Here is an 18,522-nt window from a genome sequence, read left to right as displayed (position 1 = left end):
CTTCACCGGAAGGAACGACCTCCCCCCATGACCAGCGCGCAACCGCCTGATTCCCGGCGCGGACCCGCGAACCGCCCGGCACCCCCCGCCGGCCGGGCCACGCGTGGCCCCCTGCACATGATCGGCAACGCGCACATCGACGCGGTGTGGCTGTGGCCGTGGCAGGAGGGCTACCAGGAGGCGCGCGCGACGTTCCGCGCCGCCCTCGACCGGATCAAGGAGTACCCGGACTTCGTCTTCACCTGCGACTCCGTCGCCTACCTCGCCTGGATCGAGGAGCACGACCCCGCGCTGTTCGCCGAGCTGCGCGAGCAGGTGCGCGCGGGCCGGTTCGAGATCGTCGGCGGCTGGTGGGTCGAGCCGGACTGCAACATCCCCGGCGGCGAGGGGTTCGTACGGCACGCGCTGTACTCCCAGCGATTCCTCGCCGACCGGTTCGGGGTGATGGCCTCGGTCGGCTGCAACGTCGACCCGTTCGGGCAGAACGCCATGATTCCCCAGCTCCTGCTGAAGTCCGGCATGGACAGCTACGTCTTCATGCGCCCGCAGCCGCAGGAGGCCGAGCTGCCGGGACCGACGTTCTGGTGGCGGGCGGCCGACGGCTCGCAGGTGCTGACGTACCGGATCCCGCATGAGTACTGCGGTCCCGCCGGTCACCTGGGCGTGCACGTCGGCAAGGCGCTGGCCCAGCTCCCGCACACCACCGACCCGCTGATGTGCTTCTACGGCGTCGGCAACCACGGCGGCGGCCCGACGCGGGCCAACATCGACAGTATCCACGAGCTGAACGGCAGCGACCAGTTCCCGCGGATGGTGTTCTCCACGGTCGAGGCGTTCTTCGACGCGGCCGCCGCGGCCGGCGACCTGCCGGAGTACACCGGCGAGATCCAGCCCCACGGCGTCGGCTGCTACTCCGCGCACTCGGGCATCAAGCGGCAGATCCGCCGGACCGAGCACGCGCTCCAGGCCGCCGAGAAGTGGACCGCGGTCGCCGGCGCGGTGGCCGGGATGCCGGCCGTGACCGACCAGTTCGAGCGGGCCTGGCGCCAGGTCCTGCTCAACCACTTCCACGACACCGCCGCCGGCACCGCGCTGCCCGCCGCGTACGACGACGCCCGCGACCAGCTCGGCGAGGCGCGCTCGATCGCGGCCCGCCTGCAGAACCGCGCGATCCAGAGCATCAGCCGTCAGATCGCGATCCCGGCCGAGGAGGGCATGGCGCCGCTCGCGGTGTTCAACCCGCACCCCTGGCCGGTGGAGACCACGGTCGAGGTGGAGTTCGGGAGCCGGCTGGGCGACGGCGCCGTCGTGGCCGTGGACGACGCCGGCCGCCGCATGCCCGTGCAGGTGGCACGGTCCTCCACGCTGACCGGCGGGCGCCGCCTGCTCGTGGTGCCGGTGGAGCTGCCGCCGCTCGGCTATCGCCTCTACCGGCTGTACGGCGACAACGCCGCCGTCGCGGTCGCGGGCGACGGCACGGTGCTGGAGAACGAGCACCTGCGCGTCGAGGTCGACCCCGGTACCGGATGGCTGTCCGCCCTGGTCCACAAGGCCACCGGCGCGAACCTGGCCGGCGACGGCGCGCACGCCGCCGTGCTGGACGACCCGACCGACACCTGGGGCCACGGCGTCGTCTCGTACCGGGACGTGATCGGCCGGTTCACGCCGACGTCGGTGTGTCTGCTGGAGAACGGCCCGGTACGCCAGGTGCTGCGGATCGACAGCGAGTACGGCGCCTCCCGGCTGCGGGAGGACCTCGTGCTGTCACGGGACGCGCGGTACCTGGAGGTCCGGGTCACGATCGACTGGCACGAACGGCTGAAGATGCTCAAGCTGCGCTTCCCGACCGGCCTGACCGGCGTCACCGCGACGCACGCCATCCCGTACGGCCACATCGAGCGCACCACCGACGGCCACGAGACGGTCAGCCACACCTGGATCGACGTCTCGGGCGCGGGGGCCGGGCTGTCGGTGCTCAACGACGCCAAGTACGGCTGTGACGTGGCCGACGGCGACATCGGCCTGACCGCGCTGCGCAGCCCCCCGTACGCCTGGCACACCCCGCAGCCGCTGCCCGAGGACGGCGACTACGAGGCGATGGACCAGGGCGTGCAGCGGTTCACGTACCGGCTGCTGCCGCACGCCGGCGACCGGCGGGAGGCCGGCACGGCGCGGGCCGCCGCCGAGCTCGACCAGCGGCCGGTCGCGCTGCTGGAGTCCTTCCACGACGGCCCGATGCTCCGGCACCGGTCCTTCGGCGAGGTACGCGACGCGGGCAACGTCGTGATCACCGTGCTCAAGCGGGCCGAGGACGGCGACGGCTATGTCGTCCGCGGCTACGAGACGGACGGCGTGGCCGGTACGGCGACCCTGCACCTGCCGTTCCTGCGGCGCACGGTGCTCGCCGAGTTCGAGCCGCACGAGATCAAGACGCTGTTCGTCCCCGACGACCGCGACGAGCCCGTGGTCGAGACCGACCTGCTGGAAGGCCCGCTGACCTCGCCGGACGACCTCGCATGACCTCCGGGATCGACCTGGACGTCGCCGGGCTGGACCCGGAGGTGTTCGACGTCCGGGTGGACCGCGCGGCCGGGGAGACCCCCGCCGGAGGCGTCGTGGTCACGATCACCGCGGCGTACCGGGGGTCCGCGCCGGCCGAGGCGCGGCTGCGCGTGTCGGCGGGCCTGCCCGCCGCCGACCCGTACTGGCTGATCCCCGGGCTCTTCTACGGCGAGAACCGGCCCGAGGGCAACGGCCGGCTCTACCCGCGCTTCGCCCGTACGGCCGACCCGGAGCGGCTGGTGTCTTCCGCGTGGAGCTTCCGCGCGGACCGCGCCGCGACGACGGCCGTGTTCGCCTGGGGAGACGCGGGCGGCCTCGCCCTGGCCGTGGACGAGCACAGCTCCCTCGGCCTGACCGGGATCGGCTTCGCCCTCGACGGGGACACCGCGCGCCTGCACGCGGAGTTCCCCTACCGCGAGGCGCCGGTCAGCTACACCGGCCACGCCGAGCCGTCCCCGCCGCTGGAGGAGACGCACGTCTGGGAGCCGGGGGAGCGGCACACCGTCGAGCTGTGCGTCTACCGGCTGCCCGCCGACCGGCACGCGTACGCGCCGGTGCTGCGCGAGCGCCACGCCCGCTCGGCCACCGAGCCGCTGCGGCCCTGGGTCGGGGTGGCCGAGGCGGCCGATCTCGCCGCGTACGGCCTGTACCGCTGGCACTACCGCGCCGATCCGGCGGTGCTGCTGGAGACGGCCGCCTTCGACCGGGAGTTCAACGACAACGTCCACGGCCTGGGCGACCGGGGCGCGATGCACGTCGCCTGGGTGAGCGGCATCCCGTACGCCCACGCGCTGCTGGCGCACGCGCGCCGCCGGGGCGACGCGGACCAGGCGGCGGCCGGCGCGGCCGTCATCGACCATATTTGCGCCAACCTCGCCCCGTCGGGCACGTTCTGGGGCCAGTGGACGGCGCGCGAGGGCTGGGGTCAGAGCTGGACCCCGGTCCCCGGTGGCCTGCACGCCCGTACACTCGCCGAGGCGACCCTGTTCCTGCACCGGGCGGTCACCGCCGAGCAAGCCGCCGGGGTGCCGCATCCCAGCTGGGTGCACGCGGTGAAGAGCAACCTCGACGTCGCGGTGAAGGGCCAGAACGCCGACGGCGACCTCGGCGGCCTGCTGCACGCCGACGACGGCCGCGTGCTGTCGCGCGCGGGGTCGGCCGGGCTGGCCTGGGTCGCGGCGCTCGCCGAGGCGCGCGACCTGGATTCGGCCTACCTGGAGGCCGCGCTGCGCGGCGGCGAGCACTACGCGCACTTCGTGCACGAGGAGTTCCTGCACGGCGCGCCCGAGGACGTCGACCTCGCGCCGACCTCCGAGGACGGCTACGTCGCGATCCTGGCGTACGTCGCGCTGTGGCGGGCCACCGAGGACGACCGCTGGCTGGACCTGGCCCGCCGCGCCGCCGACTGGATGCTGACCTTCCGCTACGGCTACGACGTGCGGTTCGACGAGCACACGCTCCTGGGCGCGTACGGCTTCCGCAGCCGGGGCGCGGACCAGGCCTCGCCGAGCAACCAGCACCTGCACGCGTACGGGCTGATCTGCGTGCCGGAGATGGCCGAGCTCGCCCGTGCCACCGGCGACGCCCACTACCTGGAGCGGACGCGGGAGACCCTCGCGTGCTTCCGGCAGTTCGTCGCCCGTACGGACGGCGACTTCAACGCCTACAAGGGAATGGTCAGCGAGCGGTATTACCAGACCGCGTGCTTCCAGGCGAAGGGGATGCTGCTCACGCTCTCCCACGCGTGGAGCGTCGGCGTCCTGCTGCTCGGCTGCGAGGCCGCGCTGGACCTCCCGGGGACCGACTGGTGAGCGCGTTCCCGCCCGGGTTCCTGTGGGGAGCCGCGACGTCGGCGTACCAGGTCGAGGGCGCGGTGGCCGAGGACGGCCGCGCCCCGTCGATCTGGGACACCTTCGCCGGCTCCGGTGAGGTGGCCTGCGACCACTACCATCGGTGGCCCGCCGACGCCGACCTGATGGCGGGCCTGGGCATGAACGCCTACCGCTTCTCCCTCGCCTGGCCCCGGATCGTCCCCGGCGGCACCGGCGCGGTGAACCCGGCCGGGCTGGCCCACTACGACCGGATGATCGACGGCCTGCTCGAACGCGGCGTCACGCCCGTGCCGACGCTCTACCACTGGGACCTTCCCCAGGCGCTGCAGGACCGCGGCGGCTGGACCGCGCGCGCGACGGCGGACGCCTTCGCCGACTACACCGACGTCTGCCTCGCCGCGTTCGGCGACCGGGTCGGCACCTGGCTCACCGTCAACGAGCCGTGGGTGGTCTCGGTGCTGGGCTACCGCCTCGGCCTGCACGCGCCGGGAGAGCGGGACCTCCGCACGTCCGTGCTGGTCGCGCACCATCTGCTGCTCGCGCACGGGCTGGCGATGTCGCGTATCCGCGCGCGCCGTCCGGAGGCGCGGGCGGGCATCCCGCTGAGCCTGTTCCCGACCTATCCGGCGACCCCGGCCGACGCGGCGGCGTCCTGGGCCTCGGACGGGTACACGAACCGTTGGTTCCTGGATCCGGTGCTGCGCGGGGAGTACCCGGCGGACACGTCCTCGCTGTTCGAGCGGCTCGTCGGTCCGCTCGACTGGGTGCGCCCCGGCGATCTGGAGATCATCGGCGCCCGCCCCGACCTCATCGGCGTGAACTACTACACGCGCCGCCTCGTCGCCGCGGCGCCGCAGGACGGCCTGCCCTGGCGGGTCCTGCCCGCGCAGGAGGGCGTACCGGTCACCGACAGCGGCTGGGAGGACGTCCCTTTCGCCTTCGAGGACCTGCTCACGCGGCTGCACCGCGACTACGACGTCCCGCTGCTGATCACCGAGAACGGCGGCGTGTGGAACGCCGGGCCGGACGCGGACGGCCGCGTACGCGACACCGGGCGGACCCTCGCCCTGCACCGGCACCTCCTCGCTCTCACCCGGGCGATGGACGCCGGGGCGCGGGTGCTCGGGTACCTGCACTGGTCGCTCCTGGACAACCTGGAGTGGGCCGAGGGGTACGGGCAGCGGTTCGGCCTGATCCACGTCGACCGGTCCACGCAGACGCGGCGCGTCAAGGACAGCGCGCGTTACTACGCCCGGGTCATCGCCGCCGGCGCGGTGGTCGAGCCGGGCGCGGAGGCATGATCGCCGGCGGCTTGGTCGTGGCGGTGGACGGTGGAAACTCCAAGACCGACGTCGCGCTGCTGACCTCGGCGGGGGAGCTGGTGTCGTGGGTACGGGGCCCGGGCAGCGCGATCGGCCCGTCGCAGGCCGCCCTCCTCATCGGCGGGCTGGCCACTTCGGCGGCGCGGGGGCGTGACCTGTCCTCGGCGCACGCGTCCTGCTACCTAGCCGGGGCGGACGTGCCGTGGCAGGTGGAGTCGCGGCGCGCGGCGCTGGAGGCCCTCGGCCTCTTCGCGTCGGTGTCGGTGGGCAACGACGCGTGGGCGCTGCTGCGCCTGGGCGCCGCGGCCGAGACCCCGGCCGTCGGCGTCGTGTGCGGCGCGGGCCTGAAGTGCGTGGCGCGTACCGGCGCGCGGCGGTACGAGTTCCCGTCGCTGGGCTGGCAGACCGGCGACCTCAGCGGGGCCGGGGACCACCTGGCACGCGAGGTCGTACGGGCCGCCGCCCGAGCCGAGGACGGCCGTGGCCCGGACACCACTCTGCGCGAGGCGGTCCTGGCCCGGTTGTCCGTGCCGTCCGTACGTGCGGTGGCGGAACGCCTGCTTCACGGAGAACCGACCGACCTTTCGGTGCTGGTCCCTTTGGTCCTGGACCAGGCACGGGCGGGCGACCCGGTGGCGGCGTCGGTGGTGGGCGAGCTGGCCGGGGAGGTCGCGGTGACGGCCCGCACGGCCCGCCGGCGGCTGGGTGGCGGCGGAGCCTGGACCCTGGTCCTGGGCGGCGGCCTGTTCGCCGACCCGGCGGGCCGGTTCCTGACCGCGGTCCGCACGGCCGCGCCGGAGCTGGAGGTGGAGTTCGACCTGGTCGTCGTCGACGCCCCACCGGTAACGGGCGCGGCACTGCTCGGCCTGGACGACGTCGGCGCCACGGTCTCCTCCCCAGCCGTACGCCAGTCCTTCCGCGACGCCCGTCCGGCTTAGGCCGGCAGCCGTCGGGCCTTGGCTATTTGCCCGGTAGGACGTGTTCGCGCCGGGGGCATAATCGAGAGCGCGACGGCAGAGTGCTGCTGTTCGATCGTGCGGGCCGAGGTGATCAAGTGGTCGACGGTATAAAGATCGTTCAGTTTCTTCACCCCGGGGGCGAACACTTTCCCGGACCTGAGCCGGTGATGGGATGGAATACAGGCGAGCATCGCCGCAAGTTCTTACGAGCCCGAGGGCGATACCTCGACTCAGGTGGAAAACCGCATACTGGAGTGGTCTGTTTCTGGGGTGAGTGGGAAGCGCAGTCGCGCATCGTGGATCGCTTCCCGGATCCAGCGGCTTCGTGTCCGCGATTCCTGCACGAGCCATTCCTGGACCGGCCGCGGACACCAGGTCCGCGACAGAACACCGACCCATACGTGTTCGGATCGGCATTCCTCTACAGCAACTGCCGGCAGTTCAGCCACGTGGGAGCGCCTACCGTGCTGCAGCGGCTGGCGCCGGGTTCGATCGTCCTGTTCGGATCTCGGCTGAACTGGAAATTCGTGTTGGACACGGTGCTGGTGGTCGAATCGCGGACGCCCTACGAGGTCGGCCTTAATGACCATGAGCTGGGCGTTTCCGACGCCTTCCGCCTCGCGACATTGGAGACCCTCCGCCGGGGTACTGCGGCTCAGCTGTACCGCGGCGTCACCTATCAAGACCGTTCGGACGACCCGTTCAGTTTCGTACCCGCGCGACCTGGCGAGGCCCCATTCTCCAGGCCGGTCATCGAACTTCCTGAGCACGTCACGCCCGAACTGAGCCAGAACTTCAGGGCGACGCCTGCCTCTGCGCGCCAAGCTCGGTCCGTATGGCGAGACGTGGTCGATCAGGTTCAGGCCAATGGACACGACCTGGCGATCCATATAGAAGAGCCGGACATCGGGTCTGGCGAAGAATCTACGGTGAGCCGGCCGACCGGCATCACCAGCACTTGTACTCCTGTGCGCCGATCCGGTGAGTCCCAGTGCCGGCCGACACGGCCATGCTGAGAACGCCGCGGCGGGTGCCCGCCAGGGGCAGGCCGGCACGAGACCGGCTCGTACCGGCCTGCCCCTGGGTCATGTCAGCCGCGGGTGCCAGCCGTCGCGGTAGCGGACTTCGTTGAGGCGGACCTCGTCGTGCCAGGTGCCCCGGACCGGTTCGGTGCCGGCCGACTCAGGGCGTTCCGTCACGACGCACACGTCCTCGCCCGGCCACCACCAGCCGCAGGAGCGTGCCAGTGCCGCCCAGTGGCCCAGGTGGTCGAACGCGTCCGGTCCGTACGTCGCCAGGCCGAGCCGGTGCAGGGCGTCGTAGTAGCCGACCCACGACGCGTCCTGCTGCCCGTACCAGCACACCGGGACGGGCTCGTTCCCGGCCAGCGCCGCGAGGACCGGCCCGCGGAAGCCGGCGGCCAGGCTCCGGTGCAGCGCGACGCGGATTCCCTGGTGCAGCACGACGCCCAGCGGGACGCCCGCCTCGAGGGCCCTCAGCGGCGGCAGTTCTGCCCGGAGCTCCTTGCTCTTCCGCGCCGAGGACAGTTCGGGGTCGGGATGGGAGACGCCGGCGCTGAGCTCGGCGCGCAGCCGGGATATGAGCAGTGCCAGGTCACTGGCCAGTGGCGGTTTCCCCCGCGGGCGAGGGTCCCGGACCCACCCGTAGAGCTGGTCGAGAGTGGGCAGGCCCGCGACGAGCCCGAGAGCCTCACGGGGAGAGGAGACCCACACGAATCGGGGCCGGGGGCGAGAGATCCGGGCGTAGACGGCGGTCAGGTTGCGTTCGGCGGTCCGCCGGTCGGCCGGCTGCGTGGACAGGCCGTGGTCGAGCCATTCCTGCCGGATCTTGGAGGCTTCCTGCCACCGTTCGTGAGTGCTTCTGCCTCGTACGGTGACAACGGCGGCGTCATCGCGCCGCGCGGGCGCGATCAACGCGCGAGGGCGTCGACGCCCTTCCTGAAGGAGATCATGCTCCGATGATGACCTGAACCTCCGGCGTACGCAACCAGACTCACAGCTCCGGGAAGCCCAAGCGCCAGGTGGGGTGGGCCGGGATCCAGCGCAGGCCGTCGCGGGCGTGGTCGTTGGCCGCGCCGCGGGCCCAGCCGCGGCGTTCCACCTCCGAGTGCGGCGGTGGCGGGGCGCCGACCGCCGCGCAGAACTCCGGCAGCCACTCCAGCCCCGCCGCGGGCTCGTCGTCGCAGACGTTCACCGCGCCCGAGGGCCAGGTCAGCGCCTCCACGGCCGCCTCGGCGGCGTCGTCCGCGTGCACGAAACCGCTCACGTCCCGCTCGGCCACCAGCCGGCCGGCCCGCGCCCGGTCGGCCATGAGGCCGTCCGAGGCGTACCAGGTCCCCCGGCCGTACAACAGCCCGTACCTCAGCACCACCCACTCCGGCAGTTCCCGTACGGCCGACTCCAGCGCGACCACGCCCGCGATGGTCGTGCGGCGCGGTTCCGGCGCGAACAGGTCCAGCGGCGTCGCCTCGTCCGCCGGCTTCTCGCCCGCCTCGTACGCCCACGCGATGCTCTGCGCGACGACGCGGCGCACGCCGGCCGAGAGCGCGGCGTTGACCAGGTTGCGGGTCCCCGCCACGCGCATCAGCGCGTTCGCCGCCAGGTCGCCCGCGCCCAGGTCGGTGAGCTGGTGCATCACCACGTCCGGGGCGGCGACGCGTACGGCGCGGGCGAGCGCCTCGACGTCGTAGACGTCCGCGAGGGCGGGTACGGCGCCCGCCGCGAGCAGGGACGCGCCGGCCTCGGTGCTCCGCGTCAGCGCCGTGACCCGATGACCCCGGCCGATCAGCAGCGGGACGATCCGCCGGCCGAGGACGCCGGTGCCTCCGGCGACGAAGACGTGCATCAGGCCCTCCCCGCACGGAGCGGGCGGCGCTCCCGGAGTTCGGCCTCGGACACGAGGGTGAGCATGGGTTCGCCCGGCACGCCCAGCATCACGACGACGAAGCGGCTCCACTGCTCCGCGGACTTGTTGCCCGCCTGGTAGTGGATCACGTCGCCGCCCGGCTCCCAGAACGCCTCGCCCGCGTGGATCACCCGTTCGGGCTCTCCCTCGAGCTCGAAGACGATCTCGCCGGTGAGCACGTAGCCGAAGACGGGGCCGCTGTGCCGGTGCGGAGGCGTGCCCGGGTCGCCGGGCGGCAGCTCGACCGTCACCGTCATGACCTCCGCGCCGTCGGGTATCCGCGGCGGCGTCTCGTGCAGGAGGGTGGTCAGAACCGATTTTGTAGGCATATTCGTGAGGCTAGGAGCGTACCGGTCCAGATCACTAGACCACTTGGTGCACGATCCGGTGTACCGGTTCCCGGGCAGGGCGGCGCGACCGGCACACTGGACCGCGTCCCATCCACGGCCGGCAGGAGCAGCAGCATGGTCACCGAGAACGCCGCCAAGCTCGCGGTGCTCATCGACGCGGACAACGCGCAGCCCGCGATCACCGAGGGGTTGCTCGCCGAGGTCGCCAAGTACGGGACCGCCCACGTCAAGCGCGCGTACGGCGACTGGACCGGCACGAGCCTGCGGGGCTGGAAGGACCAGCTGCTCACCCAGTCGATCCAGCCGATCCAGCAGTTCGCCTACACCACCGGGAAGAACGCCACCGACGCGGCGATGGTCATCGACGCCATGGACCTGCTGTACTCCGGGCGTTTCGACGGCTTCTGCATCGTCTCCAGCGACAGCGACTTCACCCGCCTGGCCGCGCGGATCCGCGAGTCGGGCCTGACCGTGTACGGGTTCGGCGAGCGCAAGACGCCCAAGCCCTTCGTCGCCGCGTGCGACAAGTTCATCTACATCGAGAACCTGGTGCCGAGCGCCGCCGCGCCCGCCGGCGCGGCGGCCCCGACGCCACGCACCCTGGCCGCGAAGCTCAAGGGCGACACCGCGCTGATGAACCAGCTCGGCAACGCCGTCGAGGCCGCGTCCGACGACGACGGCTGGGCCGCCCTGGCGACCGTGGGCCACATCATCACCAAGCAGCGGCCCGACTTCGACTCCCGCAACTACGGCTACGCCAAGCTCAGCGACCTGATGGCGGCGACGACGCTGTTCGAGCTCGCCCGCCGCAGCCCCGGTGACGGGAAGCCGGGGATCATCTATGCCCGCGACAAACGCCCGCGGAGGGCCGCCGGCGACGTGTGAGGATCACGTCTCCGCGGGTGCGGGGCAGCTGTGGTACGCCTCGACGAGCCAGCGGCCGTCGTGCAGGGAGAGCACCCAGGTCGCCAGCTCCGGAGCGGGCTCGGGCTCGGCCTCGCCGGGGAGGACCGTGACGCTCCGGGTGACCACGAGGGCCGTGTCCGCGCCGAGGAACCGCACGTCCCGTACGACGTGCAGGCGCCTGGACCCCTCCAGCGCCCCGACGAAGGCGGCCGCCATGCCCGCCCGTACGTGGGCCCTGCCGAGCAGCGCGAAACCGGGCAGGATCACCGACGCCTCCTCGGCGTACCAGTCGGTGAACGCGTCCGCGTCGCCGCGCGCCCAGGCGCTGGAGGTCGCGTCGAACACGGCATGGACGGCGTTCACCTGTGCGTCCAGATCGATCGTCATCTCGTCCCTCTTTCCGTTGTCCTACTGAAGCGACGCACCGGATAAGAGGTTGGGGACGACGTCGATGTGACGTGATCTCAGTCATACCGCGCCAGTGGTCCCTGACCACCGCCGAGCGTTCGCTCGCCATGGCGTTCTCCTCACGTCCGGTCCAGACGGACGGACCACCCACGGCGTTTGGGCGGCTCGCCGCCGGCCCGCGGGGTCAGCCGTTCGCCCGGATGAGGCCGGTGAGCAGGTCCAGGGAGGCGCGCCAGGCGTGGGGCGGCGGGGTGGCGTAGCCGAGGATCAGCGCGGCAGGGCGGCCCGCCGGCGCGTGCCAGTAGCCCGACACGTGCAGGCCCTGCAGGCGCAGACCGGCGCGTTCGCCGGCCGTGACCAGGTTCCGTTCGTGTTCGGGGGAGGCGACCGGCAGCAGCGCGTGCAGTCCCGCCGACACGCCCTCCAGTGGCGTCGGGGTCACCGTGGCCAGCCGTCGTGCCAGTTCCGTACGGCGGCGCCGGTACACCAGCCGGATCCGGCGGATGTGCCGGTCGTAGTCGCCGCGCGCGATCAGGTCGGCCAGGGCGAGCTGGTTCACCGCCGGGACCGCCGAGGAGGTCTCCTCGATGCTGTCCAGCAGCGGTTCGCGCAGCGCCGGGGGCACGACCAGCCAGCCGATCCGCATGCCGGGGGCGAGCGCCTTGCCCGTGGTGCCGCCGAACACGACGCGGTCGGGGGCGAGCGCCTGGATCGCGCCGACCGGCTGGCGGTCGTAGCGGAACTCGCCGTCGTAGTCGTCCTCGATGAGGTAGCCGTCGTTCCGCCGGGCCCACTCGACGAAGGCCGTACGGCGCCGGGGCGCCAGCACCACGCCCCGGGGATGCTGGTGCGCGGGCGTGAGCAGGGCCGCGCCGCCGTCGCCCAGGGCGGAAGGGTCCGCGCCGTCCGCGTCGACGAGCAGTGGGTCCACCCGCAGCCCGGCGGCGCGCACCAGCTCGCGATGGCGCTGGAGGCACGGGTCCTCGATCGCCATCCGCGCCGCCCCGAGCCGCCGGAACGTACGGGCCAGCAGCGCCAGCCCGGCGGAGAACCCGGCCGTGATCACCACCGACCCGGCGTCCGCCCGCACTCCGCGCGTACGGGACACGTACTCCGCCACGACCGTCCGCAGCTCCGCGAGACCGCCCGGGTCGCCGTAGCCGAACGCGGCGGGGTCCGCCGCCGAGACGGCCCGGCGGACGCTGGACGCCCAGGCCGTACGCGGGAACGCGCTCAGGTCGGGCCGCCCCGGCCGCAGGTCGAGCCCGCCGGTCGCGTCCTGCCGGCGGCCCGGCACCGGGCTGTGCGGGTCCCGCCGAGACGGTTCGTCGGCGGGGAAACACGGCGGCAGGTCGGCGACGCGCGTTCCCGAACCGGGCGTACCGACCAGCCATCCCTCGGCGGTGAGCTGGGCGTACACCTGGACGACCGTGCCGCGCGACATGCCCAGATCGGCGGCGAGGCTCCGGCTCCCGGGCAGCCGTGCCCCGGCCGCGAGCCGGCCCGACCGCACCGCCTCGCGCAGCGCGAGCTCCAGCGCCCGCCCGACTCCGCCGGAGTCCGCGGATAGGTCGAGATGCAGGTCCAGCCCCGAACCGGTCACCGCCGCCTCACCTCCACGACACCAGCCTCGCCGACCCGCCACGCCGGTTGTCCGCCGGGTCGGCCGCCGGCCGGGCCCAGTGCCTCACCATGGCACGGACGGGGCCGCGGCCGTCCGCGGCCGGAAGATTCGCGGGCGAGGACCGATGAATTGCGCGCCCCGCGCCGGTCGGACCCCGGTGAGGGCCGCGACCGGCGGGCCACCGGACGAACGGAGCATCGGATGAGCGGAGTACGGGTCCTGGTCGGTACGCGCAAGGGCGCGTTCATCCTGACGTCGGACGCGGCACGGGAGACGTGGGACGTCAGCGGCCCGCACTTCGGCGGCTGGGAGATCTACCACTTCACCGGGTCGCCGGCCGAGCCGTCGCGGCTGTACGCCGCCCAGTCCACCGGCTGGTTCGGGCAGGTGATCCAGCGGTCCGACGACGCCGGCGCGACCTGGGAGATGGTCGGCAACGACTTCCGGTACGACGGCGTGCCCGGCACCCACCAGTGGTACGACGGGACGCCGCATCCCTGGGAGTTCGCCCGGGTCTGGCACCTCGAACCCTCTCCCGCCGACCCCGACACGATCTACGCCGGGGTCGAGGACGCCGCCCTGTTCCGCTCGGTCGACGGAGGCGGCACCTGGCAGGAGCTGTCCGGCCTGCGCGGTCACGGCTCCGGCCCGTCGTGGCAGCCCGGCGCCGGAGGGATGTGCCTGCACACGATCGTGCTGCACCCGACCGACCCCGCCCGGATGTACGCCGCGATCTCGGCCGCGGGCGTGTTCCGTACCGACGACGCCGGAGAGACGTGGCGCCCCGCCAACCGCGGCCTGCGCTCCGAGGGCATCCCGGACGAGGACGCCGAGGTCGGCCACTGCGTCCACCGGCTCGCGATGCACCCGGCCCGCCCGGAGACGCTCTACATGCAGAAGCACTGGGACGTGATGCGCAGCGACGACGGGGGCGGGTCCTGGCGGGAGGTCAGCGGCGACCTGCCGTCGGACTTCGGCTTCCCGATCGCGGTGCACGCGCACGAGCCCGACACCGTCTACGTCGTGCCGATCAAGAGCGACTCCGAGCACTATCCGCCGGAGGGGCGGCTGCGCGTCTACCGCAGCCGTACGGGCGGCGGCGAGTGGGAGGCGCTGACGAGCGGCCTGCCGCAGGAGAACTGCTACGTCAACGTGCTGCGGGACGCGATGGCCGTCGACTCGCTGGACTCCTGCGGGGTCTACTTCGGTACGACCGGCGGGCAGGTGTACGTCTCACCCGACGCCGGCGACAACTGGGCGCCGATCGTACGGGACCTGCCGGCCGTACTCTCCGTCGAAGTCCAGACGCTGTCATGATCCGCGTCGTGCTCCCGGCCCATCTGCGGGCGCTCGCACGCGCGGGCGCCGAGGTGGAGCTGCGGATCGAGGGAGAAGCCACCCAGCGCGCGGTCCTGGACGCCCTGGAGGAGCGTTTCCCGATGCTGCGCGGGACGATTCGCGACCACGCCACCGGGCGCCGCCGGGCGTTCGTACGGTTCTACGCCTGCGAACGGGACCTGTCCCACGACCCTCCGGACGCGCCGCTGCCCCCGCCCGTGGTGAGCGGGGCCGAGCCGTTTCTCGTGGTCGGGGCCATGGCGGGCGGCTGACCGCCTCGCTCAGGGGCAGAGGCGCAGACCGCGTACGGCCCGCTCGACGAACGGCTCACGCGGCGGGACGTCGTCCAGGAGCATCTTGGTGAACGCGTAGTTGAGGCAGGCGCCGACCAGCAGCTGCGCGGCGGCGTCGCAGTCGACGTCGGCCGCGATCCGGCCCAGCCGGCGCTCTTCACCGAGGTACGCGGCGACGCGCGTGTAGCCGGCCTGGGGTCCCATGTCGCGGGATCGGAGCCCCTGCCGGAGCTGGACGAGCTGGTCCGGCTTGGTGAACACACTGACCTTCGCGGCCAGGATCTCACAGTAGAACTGGATCGTCGCCAGACCGGCCGGGATGAGGTTCTGCTCGACGCTGCCCTCACCGACCCGCGACTCCAGGTCGATCAGCGTACGCGCGTAGACCGGGAGCTGGTCCATCAGCAGAGCGAGGTAGAGGTTCATGGCGGACTGGTCGGAGGAGTCCCCGCCGAACACCGGGGCGGAGGAGGCGCCGACCGCAGCGGGAGCCCCGCGCATTAACTCCGCGGCGACGTCGACCACCTTGCGCCGTACGGAGTCGGTGCTCTTGGCCGGCGGAGGCCACTGGGACGTAGCGTCGGAATTCATGATCTCCCAAGGATCATCGGGCGGCAGGGCGCCGTCAACGGAAAACAGCGATCATGGAAGGTTTCGCGCCACCCGATCACCGCGTCGCCGGCCGGCCCCCGGCCCCACCGCGCGGGCCGCGGGCACGGGGCGACGATAGCGCGTACGGCGGGGGTTCCGGTCGGGAGTCAACGGAATTCCGGTACCTGCCGGGGCTCACCCGGCGAGTCGCGCCACCGCCTGTCCGACGCGCCGGGCGCGGGTGTCGGCCTTCTTGGCGGAGACCACGGCGTCGACCATCTCGCGGCGGCGGAACGGCGTGAGCCGGCCGAACACCTCCGTCACCGCGGCCTCGGCGAGGGCTGCGGCGAGATCGGCGGGTACCTCGACGTCCGGCTCGTCGGTGTCCGGTTCGATCGTGACCTCGACGGTGTCGCCGGCGGTGACGCCCGCGTCCTGCCGGACGGCGTTGCTCACCGCCGTCACGTAGGTGCCGCCCATCTTGTGCAGGGTCGCCCGTACACGATGGGCGTTGATCGTGATCACACGGGGACCAGGCGCGCGGTGCCGAGGTCCGGGGCGAGATCGGCGGGGACGCGGAGGCGTACGGCGTCGCGCTCCCTGGCCAGTTCGGTACGGAACGCGATGCCGCTCATGCGGTCTCCCGGGTTTCGGTCCGCCCCACGACGGGCGCGAAGTCCTCGACCGGCATGAGCCATTCGGCCAGGGCCACGGGATCGGTGAGCGCCTGCCACACGACGGCGGGGGAGTGGGGCAGGTCGGTCTGGATGGTCAGGTCACGTCGCATCGTCGGAGTCTCCGGTCCGCGGTCGGTCGGTCTCGGCATCGGTGGAGGCGTTCTCGAAGGAGGTGCTGTGAGGGGAGGCACTCTGGGGTGAGCCGGTCTCAGGGGAGGTGGTTGCGGGGGAGGCGCCCTGCGGGGGCGGGACGGCCTCGGCGGAGGCGTTCCCGGCGGCGGCGTCTTCGGCTCGCCGGTCCAGGTAGGCGTGCAACCCCTGGACCCGCTCGGCCCAGAAGCCGCTGAGCAGCGAGGCTCAGTCGAACAGCTCCCGCAACGGCGCGGGCCGGACGCCGTAGACGCGGTGACGTCCCGCCCGGCGCTCGCTCACCAGCCCCGCCTCGCGGAGCACGGCCAGGTGCCGGGAGAGCATCGGCAGCCCGACGTCGAGCCGGCCGGCGAGCTCGGTAACGGTGAGCTCCCCCGCCTGCGTCAGCACCTCCAGCACCGCACGCCGGGTCGGATCGGCGACCGCACGAAAGACGTCCGGCCACTGTCCGCCGCCACGCCGGCCTGGCTCGCGGCCCCCGCGCCCGGGGGCCGTCGCTCCCTTGGGTCGCGACCGCAGTGGCCGGCGGTTGCCGTCGTCTGTGGCTCCGAGAACGCCAGGTCCAACGGCCATCCGTGACCTCACCGAAAAACAGAGTATTCTTGACAAAATAATTTGTCGGCTGCTAGCTTTGCCGGCATGCAGGACATCGCCGTGATCGAGGACCCGGCCGCCGCCGAGGTCTCGCTGGACCCCATCCGGGCCCGGCTGCTGGCCGAGCTCAGCGAGCCCGGTTCCGCGACCATGCTGGCCGCCAAGGTCGGCCTGCCCCGGCAGAAGGTCAACTACCACCTGAAGACCCTCGAGGCGCACGGGCTCGTCGAGATGATCGAGGAGCGCCGCAAGGGCAACGTCAACGAGCGCATCATGCGGGCGACCGCCGCCTCCTACGTGATCTCGCCGGCCGTGCTGGCCTCCGTCGCGCCCGACCCGGACCGCGCCCCGGACCAGCTGTCCGCGAGCTGGCTGCTGGCCGTCGCGGTCCGGCTGGTCAGAGACATGGGCGCGCTCATCACCGGCGCCGCCAAGGCCCGCAAGCGCCTCGCGACCTTCGCGATCGACGGTGAGGTGCGGTTCGCCTCGGCCGCCGACCGGGCCGCGTTCGTACAGGAGCTCTCCGGGGCCGTCACCGCCCTGGTGTCGAAATACCACACAGAGAACGGCCGCGACCACCGGATCGTCGTCGCCGTCCACCCCAGCATGAAGGAAGCGTCATGACCCACCCGTTCGAGCTGAACGACGAGATCGAGTTCGAGGCCACCCCCGGGCAGGTCTGGGAGGCGATCGCGACCGGACCGGGCGTCGACTCCTGGTTCATGGGCCGCACCGAGCTCGGCTCGGAGGCCGGCGGCCCGGCGAACCTCACGATGATGGGCCACACCGAGCAGGCCACGATCACCGCGTACGAGCCGGGCGCCCGTCTCGCGACCCGTGGCGCCGAGACGCCCGACGGCCGGTTCATGGCGTTCGAGTACCTCATCGAGGGCCGCGGCGAAGGGTCGACCGTGCTCCGTCTCGTGCAGAGCGGCATGCTCGGCGACGACTGGGAGACCGAGTTCGAGGCGATGAAGGCCGGCTGGCCCATCTACCTGGAGACCCTCAGGCAGTATCTCGCCCACTTCGCCGGCCGTACGCCCTCGGTCGCCACCGTCTTCCGGCCCGGCGCGGGCGGCTCTGACGCCGTCTGGAAGATCGTCACCGAGTCGCTCGGCGTCACGCCGGACGTGACCGAGGGCGACGACGTCCGCCTGCCGGACGGCTCCGCCGGCGTCGTCTTCTACCAGAACCTGCCCGTCAACCTGGGCGTACGCACGGACGCGGGCCTCTACCGGTTCATCCACTCCGGCACCGACCGCGGCGACGCCCTCGTCATGGGCCACCAGAACTTCGCGGGCCACGACGAGCAGGCCGCGTGGGACGCCTGGACCGCCGAGCGCTTCGGCTGAAACGCGACGAGGAGAGAGCATGCGCATCGTCATCACCGAGTTCATCAGCCTGGACGGCGTCGTCCAGGCCCCCGGCGGCCCCGACGAGGACACCGACGGCGGTTTCGCCCACGGCGGCTGGAGCCACCCGTACTTCGACCCGGAGGTGGTCGGCGGCGCCTTCACCGGCGCGCTGACCGGCGCCGAGGCCCTGCTGTACGGGCGCCGTACGTGGCAGGGAATGGCCGCGGCGTGGCCCGAGCGGGCCGGCGACCCGTTCGCCGACCGGATGAACGCCATCCCGAAGTACGTCGTCTCGCGGACGCTCGGCGACGCCGAGCTGACCTGGAACACCACACGAATCCCCGGCGACGAGGCCCTCGCCCGTGTCCGCGAGCTGCGCGCGACCGGCGGCGGCGACCTGGTCGTCATGGGCAGCCCCACCCTCGTACGCGCCCTCCTGCGCGAGGGCCTGGCCGACGAGCTCGTCCTCATGACCATGCCGGTGCTGCTCGGCGGCGGAAAGACGATCTTTCCCGACGACGGAGGCCTGCGCGGCTTCGAGCTGGTCTCCGCCGCCACGGGCGCGAACGGCGCGCAGGTCCGCACCTTCCGGCCGGCCGCCGGAGGATAGGCACGCGCTCCTGGGAGCGTGATCGA

The 18,522-nt window shown here is 72.7% G+C and carries 20 protein-coding genes; 11 read left to right on the top strand and 9 right to left on the bottom strand.

Annotated features, from left to right (window positions below):
* Positions 1–117: 117 nt before the first annotated feature.
* The 5 genes from QWU11_RS05615 to QWU11_RS05595 all read left to right on the top strand — a co-directional run bounded on the left by QWU11_RS05615 (position 118) and on the right by QWU11_RS05595 (position 7,691).
* Complete coding sequence (locus tag QWU11_RS05615; RefSeq protein ID WP_290103942.1) at positions 118–2,520, top strand: alpha-mannosidase; 2,403 nt, start codon at positions 118–120, stop codon at positions 2,518–2,520.
* Entirely contained in the window at positions 2,517–4,373 is a 1,857-nt protein-coding gene (locus QWU11_RS05610; protein WP_290103941.1) for a hypothetical protein, read from the top strand. Before QWU11_RS05615 ends, QWU11_RS05610 begins: the two co-directional genes overlap by 4 nt.
* Entirely contained in the window at positions 4,370–5,695 is a 1,326-nt protein-coding gene (locus QWU11_RS05605) for a GH1 family beta-glucosidase (protein WP_290103940.1), read from the top strand. The genes QWU11_RS05610 and QWU11_RS05605 overlap by 4 nt, the downstream gene beginning before the upstream one ends.
* Positions 5,692–6,654: a BadF/BadG/BcrA/BcrD ATPase family protein gene (locus QWU11_RS05600; protein ID WP_290103939.1), complete on the top strand. Its 963-nt coding sequence runs from the start codon at positions 5,692–5,694 to the stop codon at positions 6,652–6,654. The genes QWU11_RS05605 and QWU11_RS05600 overlap by 4 nt, the downstream gene beginning before the upstream one ends.
* A 485-nt stretch (positions 6,655–7,139) precedes the next feature.
* Positions 7,140–7,691, top strand: a complete 552-nt coding sequence (locus QWU11_RS05595; protein ID WP_290103938.1) for a hypothetical protein — start codon at positions 7,140–7,142, stop codon at positions 7,689–7,691.
* A 69-nt stretch (positions 7,692–7,760) separates the two neighbouring features.
* Here the strand turns inward: QWU11_RS05595 and QWU11_RS05590 are convergent, their stop codons facing one another.
* From QWU11_RS05590 to QWU11_RS05580, 3 genes are all read right to left on the bottom strand, one after another.
* A complete protein-coding gene (locus tag QWU11_RS05590) occupies positions 7,761–8,609 on the bottom strand; it encodes a DUF6745 domain-containing protein (RefSeq protein WP_290103937.1) in 849 nt (282 codons plus the stop codon).
* Between the two features lie 79 nt (positions 8,610–8,688).
* Complete coding sequence (locus QWU11_RS05585; RefSeq protein WP_290103936.1) at positions 8,689–9,540, bottom strand: NAD(P)-dependent oxidoreductase; 852 nt, start codon at positions 9,538–9,540, stop codon at positions 8,689–8,691.
* Complete coding sequence (locus tag QWU11_RS05580) at positions 9,540–9,929, bottom strand: cupin domain-containing protein (RefSeq protein ID WP_290103935.1); 390 nt, start codon at positions 9,927–9,929, stop codon at positions 9,540–9,542. The genes QWU11_RS05585 and QWU11_RS05580 overlap by 1 nt, the downstream gene beginning before the upstream one ends.
* A 135-nt stretch (positions 9,930–10,064) precedes the next feature.
* Between QWU11_RS05580 and QWU11_RS05575 the strand changes: the two genes are divergently transcribed.
* Positions 10,065–10,835, top strand: coding sequence for an NYN domain-containing protein (locus tag QWU11_RS05575; RefSeq protein ID WP_290103934.1), 771 nt, complete (start codon positions 10,065–10,067; stop codon positions 10,833–10,835).
* A 3-nt stretch (positions 10,836–10,838) separates the two neighbouring features.
* Here the strand turns inward: QWU11_RS05575 and QWU11_RS05570 are convergent, their stop codons facing one another.
* Together QWU11_RS05570 and QWU11_RS05565 are read right to left on the bottom strand one after the other, a co-directional pair.
* Positions 10,839–11,243, bottom strand: a complete 405-nt coding sequence (locus tag QWU11_RS05570; protein WP_290103933.1) for an SgcJ/EcaC family oxidoreductase — start codon at positions 11,241–11,243, stop codon at positions 10,839–10,841.
* Positions 11,244–11,448: 205 nt separating this feature from the next.
* On the bottom strand, positions 11,449–12,867 hold the full coding sequence (locus tag QWU11_RS05565; protein WP_290103932.1) for a PLP-dependent aminotransferase family protein: 1,419 nt from the start codon (positions 12,865–12,867) through the stop codon (positions 11,449–11,451).
* 222 nt (positions 12,868–13,089) lie between these two features.
* On the opposite strand from QWU11_RS05565, the gene QWU11_RS05560 reads away from it, so the two are divergent.
* A complete protein-coding gene (locus tag QWU11_RS05560; RefSeq protein ID WP_290103931.1) occupies positions 13,090–14,205 on the top strand; it encodes a sialidase family protein in 1,116 nt (371 codons plus the stop codon).
* A gap of 8 nt (positions 14,206–14,213) precedes the next feature.
* On the top strand, positions 14,214–14,498 hold the full coding sequence (locus QWU11_RS05555) for a MoaD/ThiS family protein (protein WP_290103930.1): 285 nt from the start codon (positions 14,214–14,216) through the stop codon (positions 14,496–14,498).
* 9 nt (positions 14,499–14,507) lie between these two features.
* On the opposite strand, the gene QWU11_RS05550 is transcribed toward QWU11_RS05555, so the two are convergent.
* The 4 genes from QWU11_RS05550 to QWU11_RS05535 all read right to left on the bottom strand — a co-directional run bounded on the left by QWU11_RS05550 (position 14,508) and on the right by QWU11_RS05535 (position 16,510).
* Positions 14,508–15,110 (bottom strand): TetR/AcrR family transcriptional regulator C-terminal domain-containing protein, encoded by a 603-nt coding sequence (locus tag QWU11_RS05550; protein WP_290103929.1) that lies wholly within the window; start codon positions 15,108–15,110, stop codon positions 14,508–14,510.
* Positions 15,111–15,305: 195 nt separating this feature from the next.
* Entirely contained in the window at positions 15,306–15,635 is a 330-nt protein-coding gene (locus tag QWU11_RS05545; RefSeq protein WP_290103928.1) for a YdeI/OmpD-associated family protein, read from the bottom strand.
* Positions 15,636–15,741: 106 nt separating this feature from the next.
* Entirely contained in the window at positions 15,742–15,897 is a 156-nt protein-coding gene (locus tag QWU11_RS05540) for a hypothetical protein (RefSeq protein WP_290103927.1), read from the bottom strand.
* 247 nt (positions 15,898–16,144) lie between these two features.
* The gene (locus tag QWU11_RS05535; protein WP_290103926.1) at positions 16,145–16,510 is read right to left on the bottom strand and encodes a metalloregulator ArsR/SmtB family transcription factor; all 366 of its coding nucleotides are present in this window, start codon (positions 16,508–16,510) and stop codon (positions 16,145–16,147) included.
* Between the two features lie 66 nt (positions 16,511–16,576).
* On the opposite strand from QWU11_RS05535, the gene QWU11_RS05530 reads away from it, so the two are divergent.
* From QWU11_RS05530 to QWU11_RS05520, 3 genes are read left to right on the top strand one after another with little or no spacing between them, the layout of a single operon-like run.
* Positions 16,577–17,155: a helix-turn-helix domain-containing protein gene (locus QWU11_RS05530; protein ID WP_290103925.1), complete on the top strand. Its 579-nt coding sequence runs from the start codon at positions 16,577–16,579 to the stop codon at positions 17,153–17,155.
* On the top strand, positions 17,152–17,883 hold the full coding sequence (locus QWU11_RS05525; protein ID WP_290103924.1) for an SRPBCC domain-containing protein: 732 nt from the start codon (positions 17,152–17,154) through the stop codon (positions 17,881–17,883). The genes QWU11_RS05530 and QWU11_RS05525 overlap by 4 nt, the downstream gene beginning before the upstream one ends.
* 19 nt (positions 17,884–17,902) lie before the next feature.
* Entirely contained in the window at positions 17,903–18,496 is a 594-nt protein-coding gene (locus QWU11_RS05520; protein WP_290103923.1) for a dihydrofolate reductase family protein, read from the top strand.
* Positions 18,497–18,522 lie beyond the last annotated feature (26 nt).

Source organism: Actinomadura sp. DC4 (assembly GCF_030406325.1).
GTDB lineage: Bacteria > Actinomycetota > Actinomycetes > Streptosporangiales > Streptosporangiaceae > Actinoallomurus.
This window is presented reverse-complemented; position numbering and strand designations above follow the sequence as displayed.